This window comes from Corynebacterium sp. S7 (assembly GCF_054401105.1).
Window position 1 is genome coordinate 2331685 of sequence record NZ_CM136760.1, and the last position, 16668, is coordinate 2348352.

Sequence of the window (16668 nt, forward strand, 5' to 3'; positions counted from 1 at the left end):
GGTCATTGTCGCTGTCCGTTGTGGTCAGCGCGTGTTTTGGTTCGCCGTTTGGTAGACCAATTGAGTTAATGGTCTAGTCTGTGGTTGTGTAGTTTTGTCCACGAGGAAGCCGCCGTGGCGGGCGCGTTTCCCTTGTTCGCCACTTACGTGCTCCGCATTGTGTCCAGGCATAGGAAAAGCGGCCAAACACCGTAGTGCTTGACCGCTAACCCAGCCAACGCCCGTCAAAACGTTTGTACCGGTGGGGAGAAAGAGAATTGAACCAATATTACCTGTGACATGCCGTAGCACATCACCCAACAAGTGTAGCACACCTGTTCGACTATTTTAGGTTAGCGGACCCACCCGTTAGGCAACGAGGATTCACTAGCTTGTGGATCAATGCCGTAACCAATTTCCATACGCGGAATTTCCTTACCACGATTCAATGCGTGTACCGTGGTTTCCTTGTCCTTATCGTACGCGGAGATCCAGCGCTCACGATCATTAGCGGAAGCTTTACCAAGACGAATTGCTTGGTCTACTACCTGTTCTGCTTCCCCACGGTGTTGTTGGTTGTGGGCACGTAGCCCGGTTTTCAGGTGCTGTTGCATATCGTTCCAAACTGTGCCATCAACAAGAACAGGTTGGTTTGCGGCGGCCGCTTTTACTTCCTTGCCTTGCTCTTCAACGATCTTGTTGATCTGTTCGTTGGTGGCTTCAGCAAGTGCGGTGACGGTGGAAATCACATCATCGGGCGTGGCGGTGGATTCCAGTTCCAGAACGGAAGTCAGCGTGTCCCATTGCTCCTTAGTGAAAGTGTGTTCTTCCGGTTCCTGTTCCGGTACGGCCACGGGATCCAGGGGCACATCTTCCGGTGGTGTTGCTGCAAGATTGAACTTCATGTTCTTGATCTGTTCAAACATTCCCATTGTTGTGCTCCTAGTTGTTCAGGGAGATAAGGGCCGGTTCGTTGGCGGCGGCGTTATCCACGGCGTAGCCTACAACGGTTCCGGTGGTGTGCTTGACGGCCATGCCGCCCGCCCCCACTTCCACGAGGTCCCCCGGGGTCAACACGGAACCGGCGGTTACGGTAACCACACGGGAAGATCCACGGGCTACCCCAACGAGGTCCCCATCAACGGCGGTGTACTTGGCCACCCCGGCCGCGTGTGTTCCGGCGGTGGCGGTGGCCACGTTAATCAGGTCGTTCTTCAACGGCCCTGCGATAGCCACGAAAGTGCTTCCGGTAATTGTTCCGGTGGCCACGGCCGTCAAATCAGTACCCGGGTTAAAACGGTCTTTCATTTGGTCTTGGTACATTGTTGTGTTCCTTAAAGTTCGTATTCGTGGAAAGTGATAGCGGCGATAGCACTAGGCAAAGTGATTCCCATAACAGGCATGGCGTAGCCTTGTGTCCACGTTTGGCGGTGTTCTTCATCACGCCACGTATTCACGGTTAGTGGTTCCTCATACTTAACAAAACCGGCTTTACCGGGGTCAACGAGGTAAGTAGTTTCATCGTCCGCGTAGTTCGACGAAATGAGTTCCAGGCCAAAGGAATCCAGCATGTCGTTAAGGTCAGTGCCGTAGGCGGTGCGGATCTGTGCCTTAGTCATAGGGGACACAATCATTTTTGTGTAGGTGATTCCCATGTCCTGTTGCTCAGCAAGTGCGAACACGTCAGCCAACGCGGCCGTAGGACGATCAGCACTAGGGGTAATCAGTGTTGGGTCACCAACAAGATTAAGGTTGCCCCACCCCTTATTGGCACCAATCACGGCAAGATTATTCGTTTCATTGGAATCAACGGCGGCCTTAACAGTCTCCATAGCACGTTGGTTCAACTTGCGGGTAATGGTGTTCGCCAGGGCGGTAACGTCGTTGTCGAAATCAACGTTGGAGTTGCGGTTGCGTGCTTCATCGGAAGTGGCGAACTTACCGCCGTAATCTTCAACACGGGCAAGTTCGGCGGCCGGGCGCTCACGATACACAACGGAATATTCATCACCCGGTTGGCGGGCGGTCACATCGTTGTCGGTGTAAAAATTCTTCTCCGTAGTCTTAGAGAAGATTACCGCCCCGCCCTCTACGGGTGTGGAATCGTTGGAGAAGATCGTTTCAACAAGCAAGTTCTTGGAAGCGATTTCCGCAATACGGTCCGCAATAACGGTAGGGCTGTTGAGTGCTTCATCAACTGAAATAACGCCGTTGTTGTAGTCGGCGCGGCCAGGATAAAATGGCATGTTTTTAGGCTCCTAAAATTTAGTTGTTGTTGTCGGCGGCGGCCTTGCCAGACCAGTAGCCAACTACCCAAGCGGCCAAGTGCTCCGGATTCTCATACACCGGGTTATCTGCAAAGTTGTATACGGGATCCATGGTGAACCCCACCCGGTCGCCCGGCTTAGAAACAAGATTGTGTTGGCGTGGTGCGAACTGCATAACACCAGAAAGTGACATTGGAAGTGACTTTGGAATTTCGGACATTTTTACTGCTCCATAATTTGTTGAAGTGATTTCAGGGAATCCACGGCCGGGGGTGTTGCTCCGAGAAGTGCTAAACCTGTTAGTGCAAAACGGTGCATGGTTCCGCCGTGTTCATAGTTGGCGGTGGCTTCAATGGATCGTTGTGGGTAGGCGGTAGGAAGTTGCTTCCCCAACCATGCGGGGATCTCTTCCAGGTCCCCAATAAGGGTGTTGCCCTTATCGGCGGTGCGAAGATTACGCACTACACCCACGGCGGGGGAACCATCAAAACGGGGATCAATGTGGCCTAGTTTCACAATGGGTTCCGGTAACGTTTTTGACGCTGTTACAGCGGAAGTAATATCTGCCCGTGTGATTGTTACCGGCCCGGTTGACGCGTTCCACGTCCCTGTTTTTACGAGGTCCACGCCGGGGAATGAGCAAGTGTTACCGGAAGTCCCGGTAAGTTTCGACGTCTTCCCGGTTGAAGAACCAACGCCCGCCGTTACGGGTTCCGGGGATCCGGCCCGTGTCTGCAAGTTTCCGGGCGTACCTGTCGGAACAACCCAAAATATTTGCGGCTTCCGTGGTGTCGATTTGCTCATATTGGATAGTGTATTCGGGTGTTTCTGCTGGTTGTTCCGTTGTTCCGTTTGCGGATTTGATTTGTGCGGCCAACTGTAGTAAGCGGGGGTTTACCCTCATGCCTTGGCGGGCGGCCATGTCTGCGGAAGCCAGCACAATTTCAGCCATACCGGCCGCGTCTTGTTGGGTAAGGATCACGGAACCGGTGGGAATGATTACCGGGTGTGTTTGCTTTTCGGGTTCCACTTGTGCACCTCCCCTGCCCAGATTCCGGTGGCGTTGTGCTCTTTGGCTTCCGCCCGGCAATCAGTTTGTAGTGGGCATGTGCGGCAGTGGAATTGTGCGCGGCCTAATCGTCGTTTCCACGTATCGTTTTCTTCTTCCGGGCCGCGTTCGTCGAACAGGGTGGGGTCAACGTTGTGGCAGTTTGCCCCGTTGAATTTGCGTGTTGGTAGGAACTGTGCTAACAGGTCCGAAACATCGTTTGGGTTCAAGTTAGTTTTCGTTTTCTCCTTGTGAGTCCAGTACGTCTACTTGGTCAAGTAGGGCGGTGCATAGTTCGATTACTTGCGCGCGGTTGAGTTGGAATCGTGGGGCGGTTGAGATAGTTAACCGGCCGGGGTAGTCGGCGTTGGGTTCAATGATGACTGTTACGGGTTTATTGCGGGCGGGTGTTTGGAATGATGTTTTGCTCATTGTTTCTCCTATTCGTTTGTGTGTTCGATTTTAAGGGTGTGTGGGTGTGGTTTTAAGTGTGTGTCCGTGGTGGTTGTGTTGGGTTGTCTACGGCGCTTCCAGGCGTGTTTTTGACGCTCTTACGAGGTGGCGGCCGGGCGGGGGATCCCCCAGGGCGGGGCGCTCTTGCGAGCACGAGGAAGCCGCGTAGCGACGAGGTGGCGGCCAATGTTTCACGAGGAACAATCCATGAGGAAGCCGCATAGCGAGCACGTCCAGGCGGCGGGCGCTCTTGCGAGGAAGTGCCCACTTTCTTAGAAAACGTGTTCTACTAGTGAACCTAGTGAACCTAGTGAACTTGCTGGTCAAGTGTGGTGCCAACTTCACTACTAGATAGTGAACCTAGTGAAGTGGGAAAGTGCGCCGTATTACACTTCACTAAGTTCACTTCTAGGTAGTGAACTTATTTAGGGTGTTTGACCAGGCAGTTCACTAGGTTCACTAGGTTCACTACCTGTTAGTGAAGTGTCAGAAATAGGGGCATACCGGCCATACCCCGCTTTAACAATTTGTCCAGCCTTAGCAAGTTGAGCAAGGTTGTTACTCGCAACCTGCTTATCAATGTCCAGCGCAATCGAAACTTCATGCGGCGATACCGGCGCACCCGGCATAGCCCGATTGACAACTTCCAGAATTTTCCGCTTCCGGTCCCCAAAGTTGACTGCCTTGTCATTCGCCTTGACCTGTTCAGCGGCCGCTTCCGACTGCGCAAGTGACCCACCAATCAGTGACCACTTACCCCCCACAGTGCGCAACGCGTATTCCGTTTCATTCTCAATATCACGTCCAGTGAGTTGCAAAATACCCTCATCAGACTGCCTAGAACGCTTCAACACCAACAAAGTGTCATACGCGCCCGCCACGCCCTGCGTACCGCTAATACCGTCCAGGAAGTCCTCATGCGCCCCCTTGTTAGTGTGGTGGACAACAAGAACAGCGGAACCCGCCACACGATTAGCCAACCGCTCCTGCAACATCGCACCGTCTTTATAATCCGCGTCATACTGCGATTGCGAGGAAGTCTTGCCTTGCTTAACCCGGCCAAGTGTGTCCACGATAATCAACGGCGCTTCCCCCTCATAAAGATCTTGAAAAACTTGACCGAGAAGAATCACATCGTTCAAGTCCCTTGCTTCCGTAATCAAGTGAAAGTTTGTTGGGTGGGGCGCGCCGTCAGGCATTAACGCACGGATACGCTTTTTCAACCGGCGGCGGTTATCTTCCAACGCGAAGTACAAAACGGGGCGTTGCTTCACTTCGATACTTCCGAGCGCCCGGCCACCCATGGCAACGGCCAAACCAACTTCAAGAACAAACCACGATTTACCGATTTTTGGGGCCGCCGCAATCATGCCTAACCCCTCCGTAAGGATCCCGGGGACAATCCATTCAGGATCAGGAAGATCCAACGCGTCCAGTTCATCTGCTCCGATTGCGAGCCGTTCAAACCTTGCAATAAGGGATTCCTGCGCCGCTTGCTCTTGTTCAGCGGTTGGGCCGCCCGCCACGTCCAGGGGTTCATCATCACCATCAATGATTTGGAAGTTGCTCTTACGCTCTTCACGTTCCGCTTCCCCCCATGGTGTCGGTTCATCGTCGTGAGTATCCGGCCAGATTCCCAATTGGCTTTCGGGGATACCCTCTAGGCGCGCCTGTTCCCGTGGTGTCAACTTGCCTTTTTTAGGGAAAGTCATGCTATAATACCCTTATCTTTATGTTGAGTTTTACCCCCGCCGGTTTCCGCCCGGCGGGTTTCTTTTTGCCCACTTGTAGGGCTTGTGCCTGCCGGGGGAATCGAACCCCCGTTTAACCGTTCAGGCCACGCGTTGCTATGACGCGTAAATATTGAACCCGTTAGCCGTGTAATCACGGCCCCAATAACGTTTAGCGGCCTTGCCGCGGCGTTCTAGGCGGCGCTTCACTTCCAGGGCGTGCGCCCGGCGCTCCTTGTCGGTTAGCTGCTTCTTGGGTACAATCGTTTCTTGCATTTTGATTTCTCCAATCAAAGTTTTGTGCCCCTTGTAGCTGTAACTACGAGGGGCGTTTTCTTACCAGGAATATTTTTTTCGGCGTTGGAACCTGCGTTTCGTTTCTAGGAAATGCGCGTACTCTTCCGGTGTGAGTTTCGATCCACGCGGCGGTGTTGGGTACTTCGCTTCCGGTTCCTTGGTTTCGTTAGTCATTCCGCTCAACCTCTTCCAGTGGGTAAACCGCCCCGCCGTAAACACGTTGGTCACACCCTGCGCAACGATCAGCAACACCACCAATCAAGTCAGCGTCAATGTCCACCACGAACAGGCCACCCGTAAGTAGCGAGGATTCCAAGATTGAATCCTGTTCACCGTTCACGAGGTCGATAGCGCACGAGAAACACGCAACCATTTAGCGCACCTCTTCCAGCGTGTAGTCAGCCCAGCCGTGCATGGCCACACCTGTTGCTTCCACGGTGTAGGCGACTTCCTCACGATTCCGGGCGGACATGTCCCAGTAGTAGGGAGAGTTCACAAGTAGCGCGTCCAGGGCGGCGCTAACAGGTTGATCTTGAAGTAGTTTCAGTTCACGGCGTGACGTGTAGCGGCCGTGGCGGATTGTTTCAACGAGGTTCATTTTTTAGTCACAGTGCCTTAAACATCTGCTAGTGCTTCATGCGCGCGATCAGTCAACGCGTAGCGAATAGGGTGTTCTTCCACCGGGCGCTGTTCCATACAGGAATCAACGGCGGTAAGAACGTAGTTGGCGAGGTCTTTAGGATCAGTTGGCGAGGTTGAAAACATTGAAATGTATTCAGCCAACGCGGCCGCTGTTTCGTTGCGGATTCCCATTGTTAGGCGCTCTTCTCTTCAGGGGCGTTGTCCAGGCCAAGAAATTCAAGAAGTGGTTTCGTAGGCACGATGTAGCGGGTTCCAACGCGGCCGAGCTTCACGGGAAAAGTCCCTTCACGGGCGGCTTGGTATGCAGTTGACTTAGCAACGCCCAAAATTTCTGCGGCTTCCGTCAAAGTGATTGTTGGTGTGGTAGGGATTCCCATTGTCCCAAATCCTTCCGATTTTAGAATATGTGCGAATATCGAATAACGAACAGTAACACACGGGCGCGGAATAACACAAGTCAATTTCGCAACTTTTCTATAATCGCACTTCGATGGACATGACTAAAGCCAATATGGCAAACTTGCCAATATGACAAACGTGGAAGAACGGCGCAAAATAATCGGGGCAAAACTACGAAACGCCCGGCAAGCAATGAACCAAACACAAGAATGGGTAGCCGAGCAATCAACAAAACGCGGCGCAACAATGGGGCCAAGCGTCATAGCAAAAATAGAATCAGGGAAACGCGGCCTTGAAATCACGGAAGCCCAAACACTTTCAGACGTTCTAAATATTCCGTGGTCTGCTCTTTACATTCCGGCAAATGACGGCGAGGAACTACCCATTGAAAGACTGCAACGATTAGCGGCCGGAACACTTGGAAGCGTTCCCCCACAATTAGAATCCCTAGCCGATAAATTTGGGGATCTAAGCAACGTTCTAATTGAGTGGAACGAATTGGAAGAACCTTACAGATTAACTACAGATTCAATCAACGAGGTTGACCAGGAACTGAAAGAAGTCTCCAAGGCGCTTGAAGCAATTTTGAAATCAACCCTGCAAATAGGTGGCGCGCTTAACGTTGGAACCGGCGTTGAAATCAACGAACATGGCGAGATAATCAACCCCCCGGCACTCTTCATTCAACCGCTATGGCAACGCATTGAATATAACGAGGTCCACCGCCATGAGTAGGGGCCAACCACGCTTAGCGCCAGGAACCGTAGGCGATATTGGCTTTACAACCCTGCCTAACGGCAACGTTCAAGCCAATGCCCAAATAAGGCTAGACAACGGTAAATACCGGCGGATACGACGTACCGGAAAAAGTCAAGCGGAAGCCAAACGAAAAATAAAAGTTGCCGTCACTAAAGTTTCAGCGGCCGACACTTCCGGCGAATTACGCTCAACTAATACGGTTTCCGAGCTACTTGCCTATTGGGAGAAAAACCACGACGTAACCAAAGAGACAATGGACGTGTACAAGTCAGCGATACGCAACCACATTTCTCCCGCGTTAGGTGACCTGCAAATTAACGAAATCACAACGGGCCGCGTTGAATCCTTTATCAGGTCACTGGAATCACAACCATCGGCGGCGAAACAATCCCGGGTAGTTCTAAGTTCTGCTTTTAGTGTCGCTGTTCGTTTTGACTTGCTACCCGCTAACCCGGTACGGGAAACAACGGCACCGAAAGTTCCACGACCAAAACCGAGGGCAATTACCCCGAAAGAAATGGCCGGGTTTAGGGCAATGGTTTCTTACTACAGTTCAGCCGAGCGCCCCGGCCCGAAAAATAGGGCGGGCGGATTCAAGAACCTTGTTGATTTTATTGCCGGAACGGGCGTGAGGTTATCGGAAGCTTTAAGGCTACGTTGGGAAGATGTGGATCTTGCTACGTCTCCTGCCACGGCGGTAATCCGGCCAACTAAAGACGGCGGGGAATCCACAAGGACTATTCAACTTTCAGACATTGCGGCCAACGCCTTGCACGACCAGGAACGGAATAACCAACGATTCTTTGAATGGGTGTTTCCGAGTGCCACGGGTACGCATATTTCTAAGTCAACGGCCGAGCGGTGGATTAGGTCAGCGCGTGAAGTTTGGGGAGAGTCTAAGGAATCCAAAGAGTACCCGCCGGTTGATTGGATTACTTACCATTCAATGCGGCGTAATGTGGCAACGATTCTAGCGGATAAGGTTTCTCTGCTTGTGGCTTCGCAACAACTTGGTCACGCGGATTCAACGATTACGGAACATCACTATATTGAAAAACCTAAGGAGGGGCCGGAAGTTGCGGCTATCTTAAACGAACAGTTGATCTAATGAAATTGTGGCAAAGTAATGGCAAAGTATTATCCGATTCGTTTCATAATTCTCAATTCCGCCCGTACTTTCAAGCCTTTTACCAGCACAATTGAAGCGTTACTACATAATTGGCAATACTGTCAAGTCCCGAGATTCCAAATCAGCGGGTCTGGGGTTCGAGTCCCTGATGGCGCACAATTTCCAAGGCCAAAGCCATTTTCTGAGAAATCAGGAAATGGCTTTTCGCTTTTCTGTCCGCACCGAGTTCGCACTAAGCTTAATGCCCATGAGTCCCAATTCCCAGCCGCAGTTGCTGCTCATTGACAACTATGACAGTTTCACTGGGATCCTCGCCCACCTCATCGCGGAGGCCACCGGGTCACACCCTGCAATTTTGCCCCACGACGATCCACGTCTCACGCGCGAGCTCATCAACGGCCAAGACGCGGTAATCATCTCGCCTGGTCCCGGAAATCCCCACAACGCTAGCGATCTTGCGGGCTCGGCACTCGCCGTGGAGCAAACCGAGGTGCCGGTACTAGGCATTTGCCTCGGCATGCAGGCCATCGCGGCCGCCGCGGGTGCCACTGTTTCTGCGGCCGCGCATCCTATGCACGGCCGGACCAGCATGATCGACGGATTTGCGGGCCTGACTGGCCCCATCGAAGTAACCCGCTACCACTCGCTTGCGGTCGATCCCGCAACCGTGCCGGAGTCACTCGAGGTCACTTCCCTGGCAGACGATGGCACGATTATGGCTTGTCGACGAAGCGATGCGCCACAATACGGCCTCCAATTTCACCCCGAGTCAGTGGGGACCCGGCGCGGCACCGAAATTATCCGTGCGGCATTAGCTGAACTTGGTGTTCCCCTTCCACCACTGCACCGTTGGACATCCACCCTTTTCAGCCCAGCCGGTTCTCTACCCAAGTTAGCTGTGGCGCTAAATAGCCAGTCCAAGTCCCTTGCCTGGCTTGATAGCGCCGATGCGACTCACCCGACGGGCCAGCGCAGCATCCTCGCCGCCGATCTTGGTTCCGGCTTCTCCGCGCAGATTGCGCTTCCCGCCGAGGAACAGTTGCTCCACTCCCCGATGCTCACTGAAGTTTCCGGAGGTGGCACTTTCCAACCAGGCCATTTCCTTGTCATTGATTACGCGGGCACCTCGGGCCTCCTACTGACCCCCGACATCGTCTTTGTCGAAGAGGCCGGCGAGATCTGGCTCTACCTGCGCGAGGGCACCGCGCTGCCCCATCTCACTACCACGCCACCTCAGTCCTCCGCGCCACCTGCACTACTACAGTCTCCGCAGGCTGATCTTGATCGTTCGAAGTATCTCGAAGCAGTAGAAAAGTGCCAGGACTTCATCTCCTATGGCGACTCCTACGAGCTCTGCATGACCACGAGTGTGCGCGCGGAGCTCGTCGATAAGCCTGATGCTTTTAGCCTTTATCTTCGTTTGCGGCAGACCTCTCCTGCTCCGATGGCAAGTTTTTGGCGTATCGACGACACCGTGATCCTCTCGGCCTCTCCCGAACGGTTTCTGTCCGTGGAAGCGGACCGAACCGTGCGCGTCAGCCCGATCAAGGGGACCCGCGGGCGCGGAGCCACGGCCGAAGAAGATGCGCTGTTGCGCGATGAGCTCGGTGCATCAGTGAAAGACCGGGCCGAAAATCAGATGATTGTGGACCTGATGCGCCACGACATTTCGCGTTTTTGTGAGCCTGGTTCAGTGCATGTTCCGGAACTTTTCGGTGTGCACACTTTTGCCACGGGACATCAATTGATTAGTACTGTGTGTGGCCACCTTCGCAGTGATGCCGTGACATCTGATCTGGTCCGAGCGTGCTTGCCGCCGGGGTCGATGACTGGGGCACCGAAGAAACGCACGGTGGAACTTCTTGCTGGCCTCGAGCCTGAGGCGCGCGGGTGGTATTCGGGTGTGGCGGGCTACATTGCTGCTGACGGAACTGCCGATTTCGCGGTGCTGATCCGCAGCGCCGTCCTCCAAGGCACGCACCTGAGTTACGGGGCGGGCGGCGCGGTGACAGCGCTGAGCAGCCCAGACGAGGAAGCCGACGAAGTACTGGTGAAGCTTCTTCCGCTACGCCAACTTTTGGGACTTACTGAGTCTGACAACTGGCTTCAGGGGTGGTCATGAGCGAACTTCTAGCAGCAGATTCTTTTAGTGTGCGCGATGGGAAAGTGCGCGGATTAAGCCTGCACTTGGCGCGTTTTCAAAGCGCCTGTGCCGCGCGGGGACATTCGGTGGATTTGAAGGAACTTACCGCGTTAGTTGCTGGAGCGCAGGGTTCTCCGCGACTGGAGCTGTGCGCGAGCGGAGTCAGCCTGCGGGTTCGCCCTGCTCGGGAAGAAACGGACACTGTGACTGTTGCTCCAAACGGCGTTGCAGATGCTCGGGTCCTGCCCCTTATCAAGGGCCCAGACTTGGAGTGGTTAGGGGCAGTCTTGTCCGAGAGCGAGTACGACGAGGTTCTACTCCTCGATAACCAAGAGAACGTGGTTGAGGCCTGTTTTTCTACTCCGGTTATGTTTCAGCCTGTTGGCGTTGGTGACAGAGTTCGGTGGGAGGCAATATTTCCACGCCATCCGAGACAACTAGACAGTGTCACAGCCCAACTCGTGCGTTCGGCTTTGGCTGGGCTGAATGTCGAAGTATCCGATGGTCCCCCAACAACTTTAGGTGGACTGCTTGGCCAACCAGCATGGTTGCTTAATGCCACCCACGTCCGGAGAATTGAAAATTCTGCCACTCCTGCTTGGCCTGAAGAATTGCTTCAGCTGCAGCGCGATGTTGTGTTGTTGCTGGATGCTCACGCGGAACCTATACCTGAAAGATCCCTATAGATCCCAAAAGATTAAGGTAGCAATCCACTGATGTGCGGTGGGCCACTCGTTACAATGAGAGGCGCGACGCCTGGGGCGCCGCGCCTTTCATACATTGTTCAACCTAAGTCCAACCTAATTCACATTTAGTTGTTTAGGCATCAGTGCCAGCGGGTTCATCACTTCCCTTGGCATTTCGAAAGTGTAGCATTGCTTTCTTCTCGTGGATACGGTATTTAGATGAACTTTAAAAAAACTTTCATTCAACATTTATGCGCAGGCAGGTCTTCGCATCTGATCTGCAGTTAAGGTAGTGGCCTATGACACCGGAACGTCCGGATAAGACTCCGCAACCAACATCACCGATCACAATTTATGATATTGCCGAAGTCGCGGGCGTTTCACCCTCAACGGTGTCGCGGGCGTTTTCTCGGCCTGATCGAGTCAGCTTTAAAACCGCGGAGAAAATCCGCAGAATCGCGAGAGAGCTCGGCTACAGGTCCACCTTAGAAACCCGAAACTCCGTCAGTGAGCATAAGGATGTCATCGGTTTCATCGCGGCAGACCTTCGCAACCAATTCTTCGTCGAAATTCTGCGTGGGGCCTCGCACGCAGGCTGGGTCGAAGACGTCTGGGTACAGGCCAGTGACGTGCAGGAATCCGCAGTGAAAGCCCACACCGCAGTGGAAAAAGTTTCGCCATATGTTGACGGGCTGATTCTTGCTTCCTCTCGCCTCACCAACGCTGAAATCCAGAAAATTGCCCGCACTACGCCCACCGTGGTGGTCAACCGTCCTGTCCCAGGTGTGCCAAGTGTCCTCGTTGACAACTACGACGGAACGATCCGTCTTGCAAACCATTTAGTCCACCAAGGCATTAGGTCTGTGACATACCTCTCGTGGCCTAGTGATTCCTGGGCGGATTCGATGCGCTGGCGTGCACTGCGTGACACATTCGAAGATAACGGTAACGATGACGCACCGTTAATTACCCGGTATAAACCACAGCAGGGTCCGACGTCGAGCAAAAACACCTCCGTGAAATTGCATCGGATTCAGCTAATTTCTCCCGACACTCGCGGTGGCCAAGACGCCTTTCTCCAATGGAAAAATAACCCTACCGATGCCGTGGTCTGCTTCAACGACTTAAGTGCGGTGGGGTTTCAGAATCAGGCAAGAGTAGAAGGTGTCAGCATTCCAGATGAAGTCCTCGTCGCTGGTTTCGACAATATTGAATTAGCCAGTCTGACCACCCCGCGCATCACCACGGTCGCCGGTCCACTGCGCGCAGTGGGGCGAGTCTCTGCGGCCAACCTCATCGCACTAATCCGTGGCGTGAAGAAACCGTTGACCAAGCCTCGCGTGCTACCGACCCGATTGATCGTGCGGGAATCAACCTCAACAACCTTGCATAGAGAATCTCGTTAGGATGGGCGTCACAGTTACTTTCAACGGAACTAGTCGCACAAATTAGGAGATGTACCGCTATGTCTATCAATCGCGAACTCGCCCACGAATTGTCTACCGCTCACGCCTCCGGTGAAACTCTCGTCCTTCCTACTGTATGGGATGTCTGGAGTGCACAAATCGTCGAAAAGGCAGGCTTTAAGTTCCTCTCCATCGGTTCTCACCCTGTGGCCAACGCGATCGGCGGCCAAGACGGCGAAAAGATGGACTTCAACCAGTACATGACTATTACTAGGCACATCGTCGAATCGGTGTCGATTCCTGTCTCCGTGGACGTGGAATCTGGTTACGGCCTTGCTCCCTCGGACCTTTTGCACCGCGTTGCCGAGACCGGCGCTGTGGGCGCAAATATCGAGGATACCGTGCACGTGGACGGTGGTCGGATCCGCAGTGCTGAAGAACACGCGGAATACATTTCTGGGGTTCGTTCGGCAGCAGACGAATTGGATCTCGAGTTTGTTATTAATGGCCGCACCGATGCCATCAAGCACGGCGAGGCGGTATTCGAGGACCCAGAGGCCGAGGCAATCAAGCGAATGAAGCTGATGGCCGATGCAGGTGCGCGTTCACTCTACCCAGTCGGGGCAACCACGCCCGAGCAGATTAAGCGCCTCGTTGCAGCAACCAGCCTTCCGGTCAACGTCACTACTGATCCGATTGCCCAAACTCCGGCCGATCTTCAGGGGCTAAAAGATCTGGGAGTGCGCCGGTTGACGTGGGGCCCGAAGTGGCAGATGGCACTTGAGCAGGTCCTTAGCAACTCTCTGAGCGCTTGGCTCTAATATCACCGAAAACGTGATACCTTTCACGTGCATGGGGTGGATCACAAATGAAAAGTGATGCAACAACTGGCAACTGCTTGAATGTGAGTTAAATCGTAGCTGACAATGGAGCCATGAGTAGCTCACATGCATCCCATCCTGACCGCTTACTACCGGCAGACCCCGGGACCCGCGAGATTGCCCGCAGGCTCCTCGCGAATGTCGAAGATCTGCCAATCATTTCCCCCCACGGCCACCTTGAGGCTCAAATGTTCGTGGACGACGCAGCGTTCCCGAACCCAACCCAACTTCTGATTTCCCCAGACCACTATCTCACCCGAATTTTGCACTCCGCTGGCTACGAGCTCTCCGAGCTCGGTGTCGGTGGACATGACGCCGATCCGAAGGAAGCGTGGCGGATCTTCTGCTCCAACTGGTCACTCTACACAGGAACCGCCACCGGCTACTGGGTTGAGCAAGAATTTGAGCACGTTTTCGGCATCAATCCTGATCGCATTTCTGCAGAAAACGCCGACGATATTTACGACGAACTCTCTGCGATCCTCGCTCGCCCAGACTTCCGCCCTCGCGCACTCGCCGAGTCCTTCAACCTAGAAGTCCTGGCAACCACGGACGATCCTTTGGACGATTTGAAGGCACACAAGACGCTTGCCGACGATCCATCGTTTACCCCTCGCGTCCTGCCAACATTCCGCCCTGACGCTCACACCAAGTTCTACAACGCGAAGTTCGCTTCCAATGTTGAACAACTCATTGATCTCTACGGTGGCGGCAAGACTGGCTACGAGGGCTACCTTGAGGGTCTGCGCAATCGTCGTCAATTCTTTAAAGAGAACGGCGGCACCTCCAGTGACCACGGCACCCACAACGCGGAATCGACTCCGCTGGACGCCGCGGAAGCCTCCCGCCTCTTCGACAAGGGCCGCGACGGCTCCTGGACCTGGGACGAGGCTTATGCCTTCGAGGCCAACATGACTTACCGCATGGCCGAGATGGCGCAAGACGACGGCTTGGTCATGACTCTGCACCCAGGTGTTTACCGCAACCACTCCACCTCCGCGTTTGAAAAGTACGGTGCCGATGTCGGCCACGATATCCCGTTCCAGATGGAATACACCAAGGGCCTGCAGCCACTGCTGTCCAGCTTCGGCGAAAACAAGGACTTCAACTTCGTCCTGTTCACCATCGACGAGACCACCTTCTCCCGCGAAATCGGCCCGCTGGCAGGCTACTATCCATCTGTCTACGCAGGTGCGCCTTGGTGGTTCATCGACGAGATCGATGCAATGGCACGCTTCCGCGCTGCCACCACCGGCACCACCGGCTTCTCCCGCTACTCCGGCTTCATCGATGACACCCGCGCATACTGCTCCATCCCGGCACGCCACAACACCTCGCGTCGCGTTGAGGCCGGCTACCTGGCACGGCTTGTCGCAGAACACCGCATCACCGAAGACCGAGCAGCAGAAATCATTGTCGATCTCATCGACGCATCCCCAAGGAGGACCTTCAAGCTATGAGTCAGGCACTCAATCGCACAAACTACGACGCGCCGGCTCCAGCTATCCGCCTCGTTCACGTCGGTCTCGGCGCTTTCCACCGTGCACACCAGGTGTGGTACACCGAGAAATCAGATCCGAACTGGGGTTATGCTTCCTTCACCGGCCGCAGCGCAGGTGTTGCCGATGCCTTGCAGCCACAAGATGGTCTCTACACCTTGGTCACACGCTCCGGCGACGGAGACTCCCCTGAGGTCATCACCTCGCTCGTCGAGGCGCAGCCTGCAGCAAACCTTGAGCGTTTCAAGGAACTGCTTGCTTCGAAGGCAGTTGCCGTTGTCACTTTGACCGTCACCGAGGCCGGGTACCACCTGGCCGAAGATGGTTCCTTGAATACTTCAAGCCCCGATGTCATCTCCGATCTTGCAGCGCTCAAGGCGGGTAACCCAGATTCCCTGGATACCGCCGCTGGTCGCATTATCGTGGGGCTGCAGGCTCGCCGGGCTGCCGGCCTCGGCGGAATTGCCGTGATGAGCTGCGACAACGTCGCAGAAAACGGCCCACTGACCAAGGCTTCCGTCTTGGGCATGGCTCGCGAGGTCGATCCCGATCTGGCTTCGTGGATCGAAGCGGAAGTGACCTTCCCATCGACCTCCATTGACCGCATCACCCCGGCCACCACCGACGAGTTAATCGCTGACGTTGAGGAACAAACCGGATTCGCCGATGCGGCCCCAGTTGTCACCGAGCCTTTCGCCTCCTGGGTCATCGAGGGGGACTTCCCCGCAGGTCGCCCAGAATGGGAGCGCGCCGGCGTCATCTTCGTCGACGACATCGAGCAGTTCGAGCGCCGCAAGTTGTGGCTGCTCAACGGTTCCCACTCGCTGATGGCTTATTACGGGCAGCTTAAGGGCTACGCCACCGTTGCAGAAGCAATTAACGACGATGACGTGCGCGCCCGGGTCAACCAACTCTGGGACGAAGCGGCTCATCATCTCACCGCCGACGGCCTGGATATTCCTGGTTACCGCAAACAGCTCATTGAGCGCTTCGAAAATCCGCGGATCCGTCACAATCTTGCTCAGATCGCCATCGATGGCGGCACCAAGCAGCGTATGCGTGCCGTACCTATCATGAAGGCTGAGCTTGCAGCTGGACGTGACGGTGCAGGTGCAGCTCTCTCGATCGCCGCGTGGGTGGAATACATTCTGCGCGCTGACGAGATTCAAGATGCACGCGCCGCAGAGCTTGACCAGGCTCGCAAGTCATCAGATCCGGTCAAGGCACTGGTCGCAGCTCTCGACGAGGATCTGGCAAACAATGCTCAGGCCCTAGAGCTGATTCGTTCCATCAACGGTGAATTGAAGGAGCTGAACTGATTAGGCACAAGTAATCCGCAGTAATCACAGT

Annotated in this window: 21 protein-coding genes; 8 read left to right on the forward strand and 13 right to left on the reverse strand. The window is 54.5% G+C overall.

Annotation, left to right across the window (positions count from 1 at the left end):
• Window positions 1–332: 332 nt before the first annotated feature.
• The 13 genes from ACXZ66_RS11085 to ACXZ66_RS11145 all read right to left on the reverse strand — a co-directional run bounded on the left by ACXZ66_RS11085 (window position 333) and on the right by ACXZ66_RS11145 (window position 6793).
• A complete protein-coding gene (locus ACXZ66_RS11085; RefSeq protein ID WP_458748804.1) occupies window positions 333–905 on the reverse strand; it encodes a phage protease in 573 nt (190 codons plus the stop codon).
• 16 nt (window positions 906–921) lie between these two features.
• On the reverse strand, window positions 922–1302 hold the full coding sequence (locus ACXZ66_RS11090; RefSeq protein ID WP_458748806.1) for a DUF2190 domain-containing protein: 381 nt from the start codon (window positions 1300–1302) through the stop codon (window positions 922–924).
• An 11-nt stretch (window positions 1303–1313) separates the two neighbouring features.
• Window positions 1314–2225: a major capsid protein gene (locus tag ACXZ66_RS11095; protein WP_458748807.1), complete on the reverse strand. Its 912-nt coding sequence runs from the start codon at window positions 2223–2225 to the stop codon at window positions 1314–1316.
• Window positions 2226–2244: 19 nt separating this feature from the next.
• The gene (locus ACXZ66_RS11100; protein ID WP_458748808.1) at window positions 2245–2466 is read right to left on the reverse strand and encodes a hypothetical protein; all 222 of its coding nucleotides are present in this window, start codon (window positions 2464–2466) and stop codon (window positions 2245–2247) included.
• Window positions 2467–2468: 2 nt separating this feature from the next.
• Window positions 2469–2708: a hypothetical protein gene (locus ACXZ66_RS11105; RefSeq protein ID WP_458748810.1), complete on the reverse strand. Its 240-nt coding sequence runs from the start codon at window positions 2706–2708 to the stop codon at window positions 2469–2471.
• Window positions 2709–2892: 184 nt separating this feature from the next.
• Entirely contained in the window at window positions 2893–3276 is a 384-nt protein-coding gene (locus tag ACXZ66_RS11110) for a helix-turn-helix domain-containing protein (RefSeq protein WP_458748812.1), read from the reverse strand.
• Window positions 3246–3524, reverse strand: a complete 279-nt coding sequence (locus ACXZ66_RS11115; RefSeq protein ID WP_458748814.1) for a WhiB family transcriptional regulator — start codon at window positions 3522–3524, stop codon at window positions 3246–3248. Before ACXZ66_RS11115 ends, ACXZ66_RS11110 begins: the two co-directional genes overlap by 31 nt.
• Window positions 3525–4172: 648 nt before the next feature.
• Entirely contained in the window at window positions 4173–5459 is a 1287-nt protein-coding gene (locus ACXZ66_RS11120) for an AAA family ATPase (RefSeq protein WP_458748815.1), read from the reverse strand.
• A gap of 135 nt (window positions 5460–5594) precedes the next feature.
• A complete protein-coding gene (locus ACXZ66_RS11125) occupies window positions 5595–5753 on the reverse strand; it encodes a hypothetical protein (RefSeq protein ID WP_458748816.1) in 159 nt (52 codons plus the stop codon).
• 187 nt (window positions 5754–5940) lie between these two features.
• The gene (locus tag ACXZ66_RS11130) at window positions 5941–6147 is read right to left on the reverse strand and encodes a hypothetical protein (protein WP_458748818.1); all 207 of its coding nucleotides are present in this window, start codon (window positions 6145–6147) and stop codon (window positions 5941–5943) included.
• Window positions 6148–6372, reverse strand: coding sequence for a hypothetical protein (locus tag ACXZ66_RS11135; protein ID WP_458748819.1), 225 nt, complete (start codon window positions 6370–6372; stop codon window positions 6148–6150). It lies immediately after the preceding gene.
• Window positions 6373–6389: 17 nt separating this feature from the next.
• The gene (locus ACXZ66_RS11140; protein WP_458748820.1) at window positions 6390–6587 is read right to left on the reverse strand and encodes a hypothetical protein; all 198 of its coding nucleotides are present in this window, start codon (window positions 6585–6587) and stop codon (window positions 6390–6392) included.
• 2 nt (window positions 6588–6589) lie between these two features.
• A complete protein-coding gene (locus tag ACXZ66_RS11145; RefSeq protein WP_458748821.1) occupies window positions 6590–6793 on the reverse strand; it encodes a helix-turn-helix transcriptional regulator in 204 nt (67 codons plus the stop codon).
• 151 nt (window positions 6794–6944) lie between these two features.
• Here ACXZ66_RS11145 and ACXZ66_RS11150 point away from each other — a divergent pair, with 151 nt between their 5' ends.
• From ACXZ66_RS11150 to ACXZ66_RS11185, 8 genes are all read left to right on the forward strand, one after another.
• Window positions 6945–7550, forward strand: coding sequence for a helix-turn-helix domain-containing protein (locus ACXZ66_RS11150; protein ID WP_458748823.1), 606 nt, complete (start codon window positions 6945–6947; stop codon window positions 7548–7550).
• Window positions 7543–8682 (forward strand): tyrosine-type recombinase/integrase, encoded by a 1140-nt coding sequence (locus ACXZ66_RS11155; protein WP_458748824.1) that lies wholly within the window; start codon window positions 7543–7545, stop codon window positions 8680–8682. Before ACXZ66_RS11150 ends, ACXZ66_RS11155 begins: the two co-directional genes overlap by 8 nt.
• Before the next feature lie 268 nt (window positions 8683–8950).
• Window positions 8951–10825, forward strand: a complete 1875-nt coding sequence (locus tag ACXZ66_RS11160; protein ID WP_458748825.1) for a chorismate-binding protein — start codon at window positions 8951–8953, stop codon at window positions 10823–10825.
• On the forward strand, window positions 10822–11532 hold the full coding sequence (locus tag ACXZ66_RS11165) for an aminotransferase class IV (RefSeq protein WP_458748827.1): 711 nt from the start codon (window positions 10822–10824) through the stop codon (window positions 11530–11532). The genes ACXZ66_RS11160 and ACXZ66_RS11165 overlap by 4 nt, the downstream gene beginning before the upstream one ends.
• Before the next feature lie 299 nt (window positions 11533–11831).
• On the forward strand, window positions 11832–12938 hold the full coding sequence (locus ACXZ66_RS11170) for a LacI family DNA-binding transcriptional regulator (protein WP_458748829.1): 1107 nt from the start codon (window positions 11832–11834) through the stop codon (window positions 12936–12938).
• Between the two features lie 59 nt (window positions 12939–12997).
• On the forward strand, window positions 12998–13759 hold the full coding sequence (locus ACXZ66_RS11175) for an isocitrate lyase/PEP mutase family protein (RefSeq protein WP_458748831.1): 762 nt from the start codon (window positions 12998–13000) through the stop codon (window positions 13757–13759).
• A gap of 113 nt (window positions 13760–13872) precedes the next feature.
• On the forward strand, window positions 13873–15279 hold the full coding sequence (uxaC, locus tag ACXZ66_RS11180; protein ID WP_458748833.1) for a glucuronate isomerase: 1407 nt from the start codon (window positions 13873–13875) through the stop codon (window positions 15277–15279).
• A complete protein-coding gene (locus tag ACXZ66_RS11185) occupies window positions 15276–16637 on the forward strand; it encodes a mannitol dehydrogenase family protein (RefSeq protein ID WP_458748834.1) in 1362 nt (453 codons plus the stop codon). The genes uxaC and ACXZ66_RS11185 overlap by 4 nt, the downstream gene beginning before the upstream one ends.
• Window positions 16638–16668 lie beyond the last annotated feature (31 nt).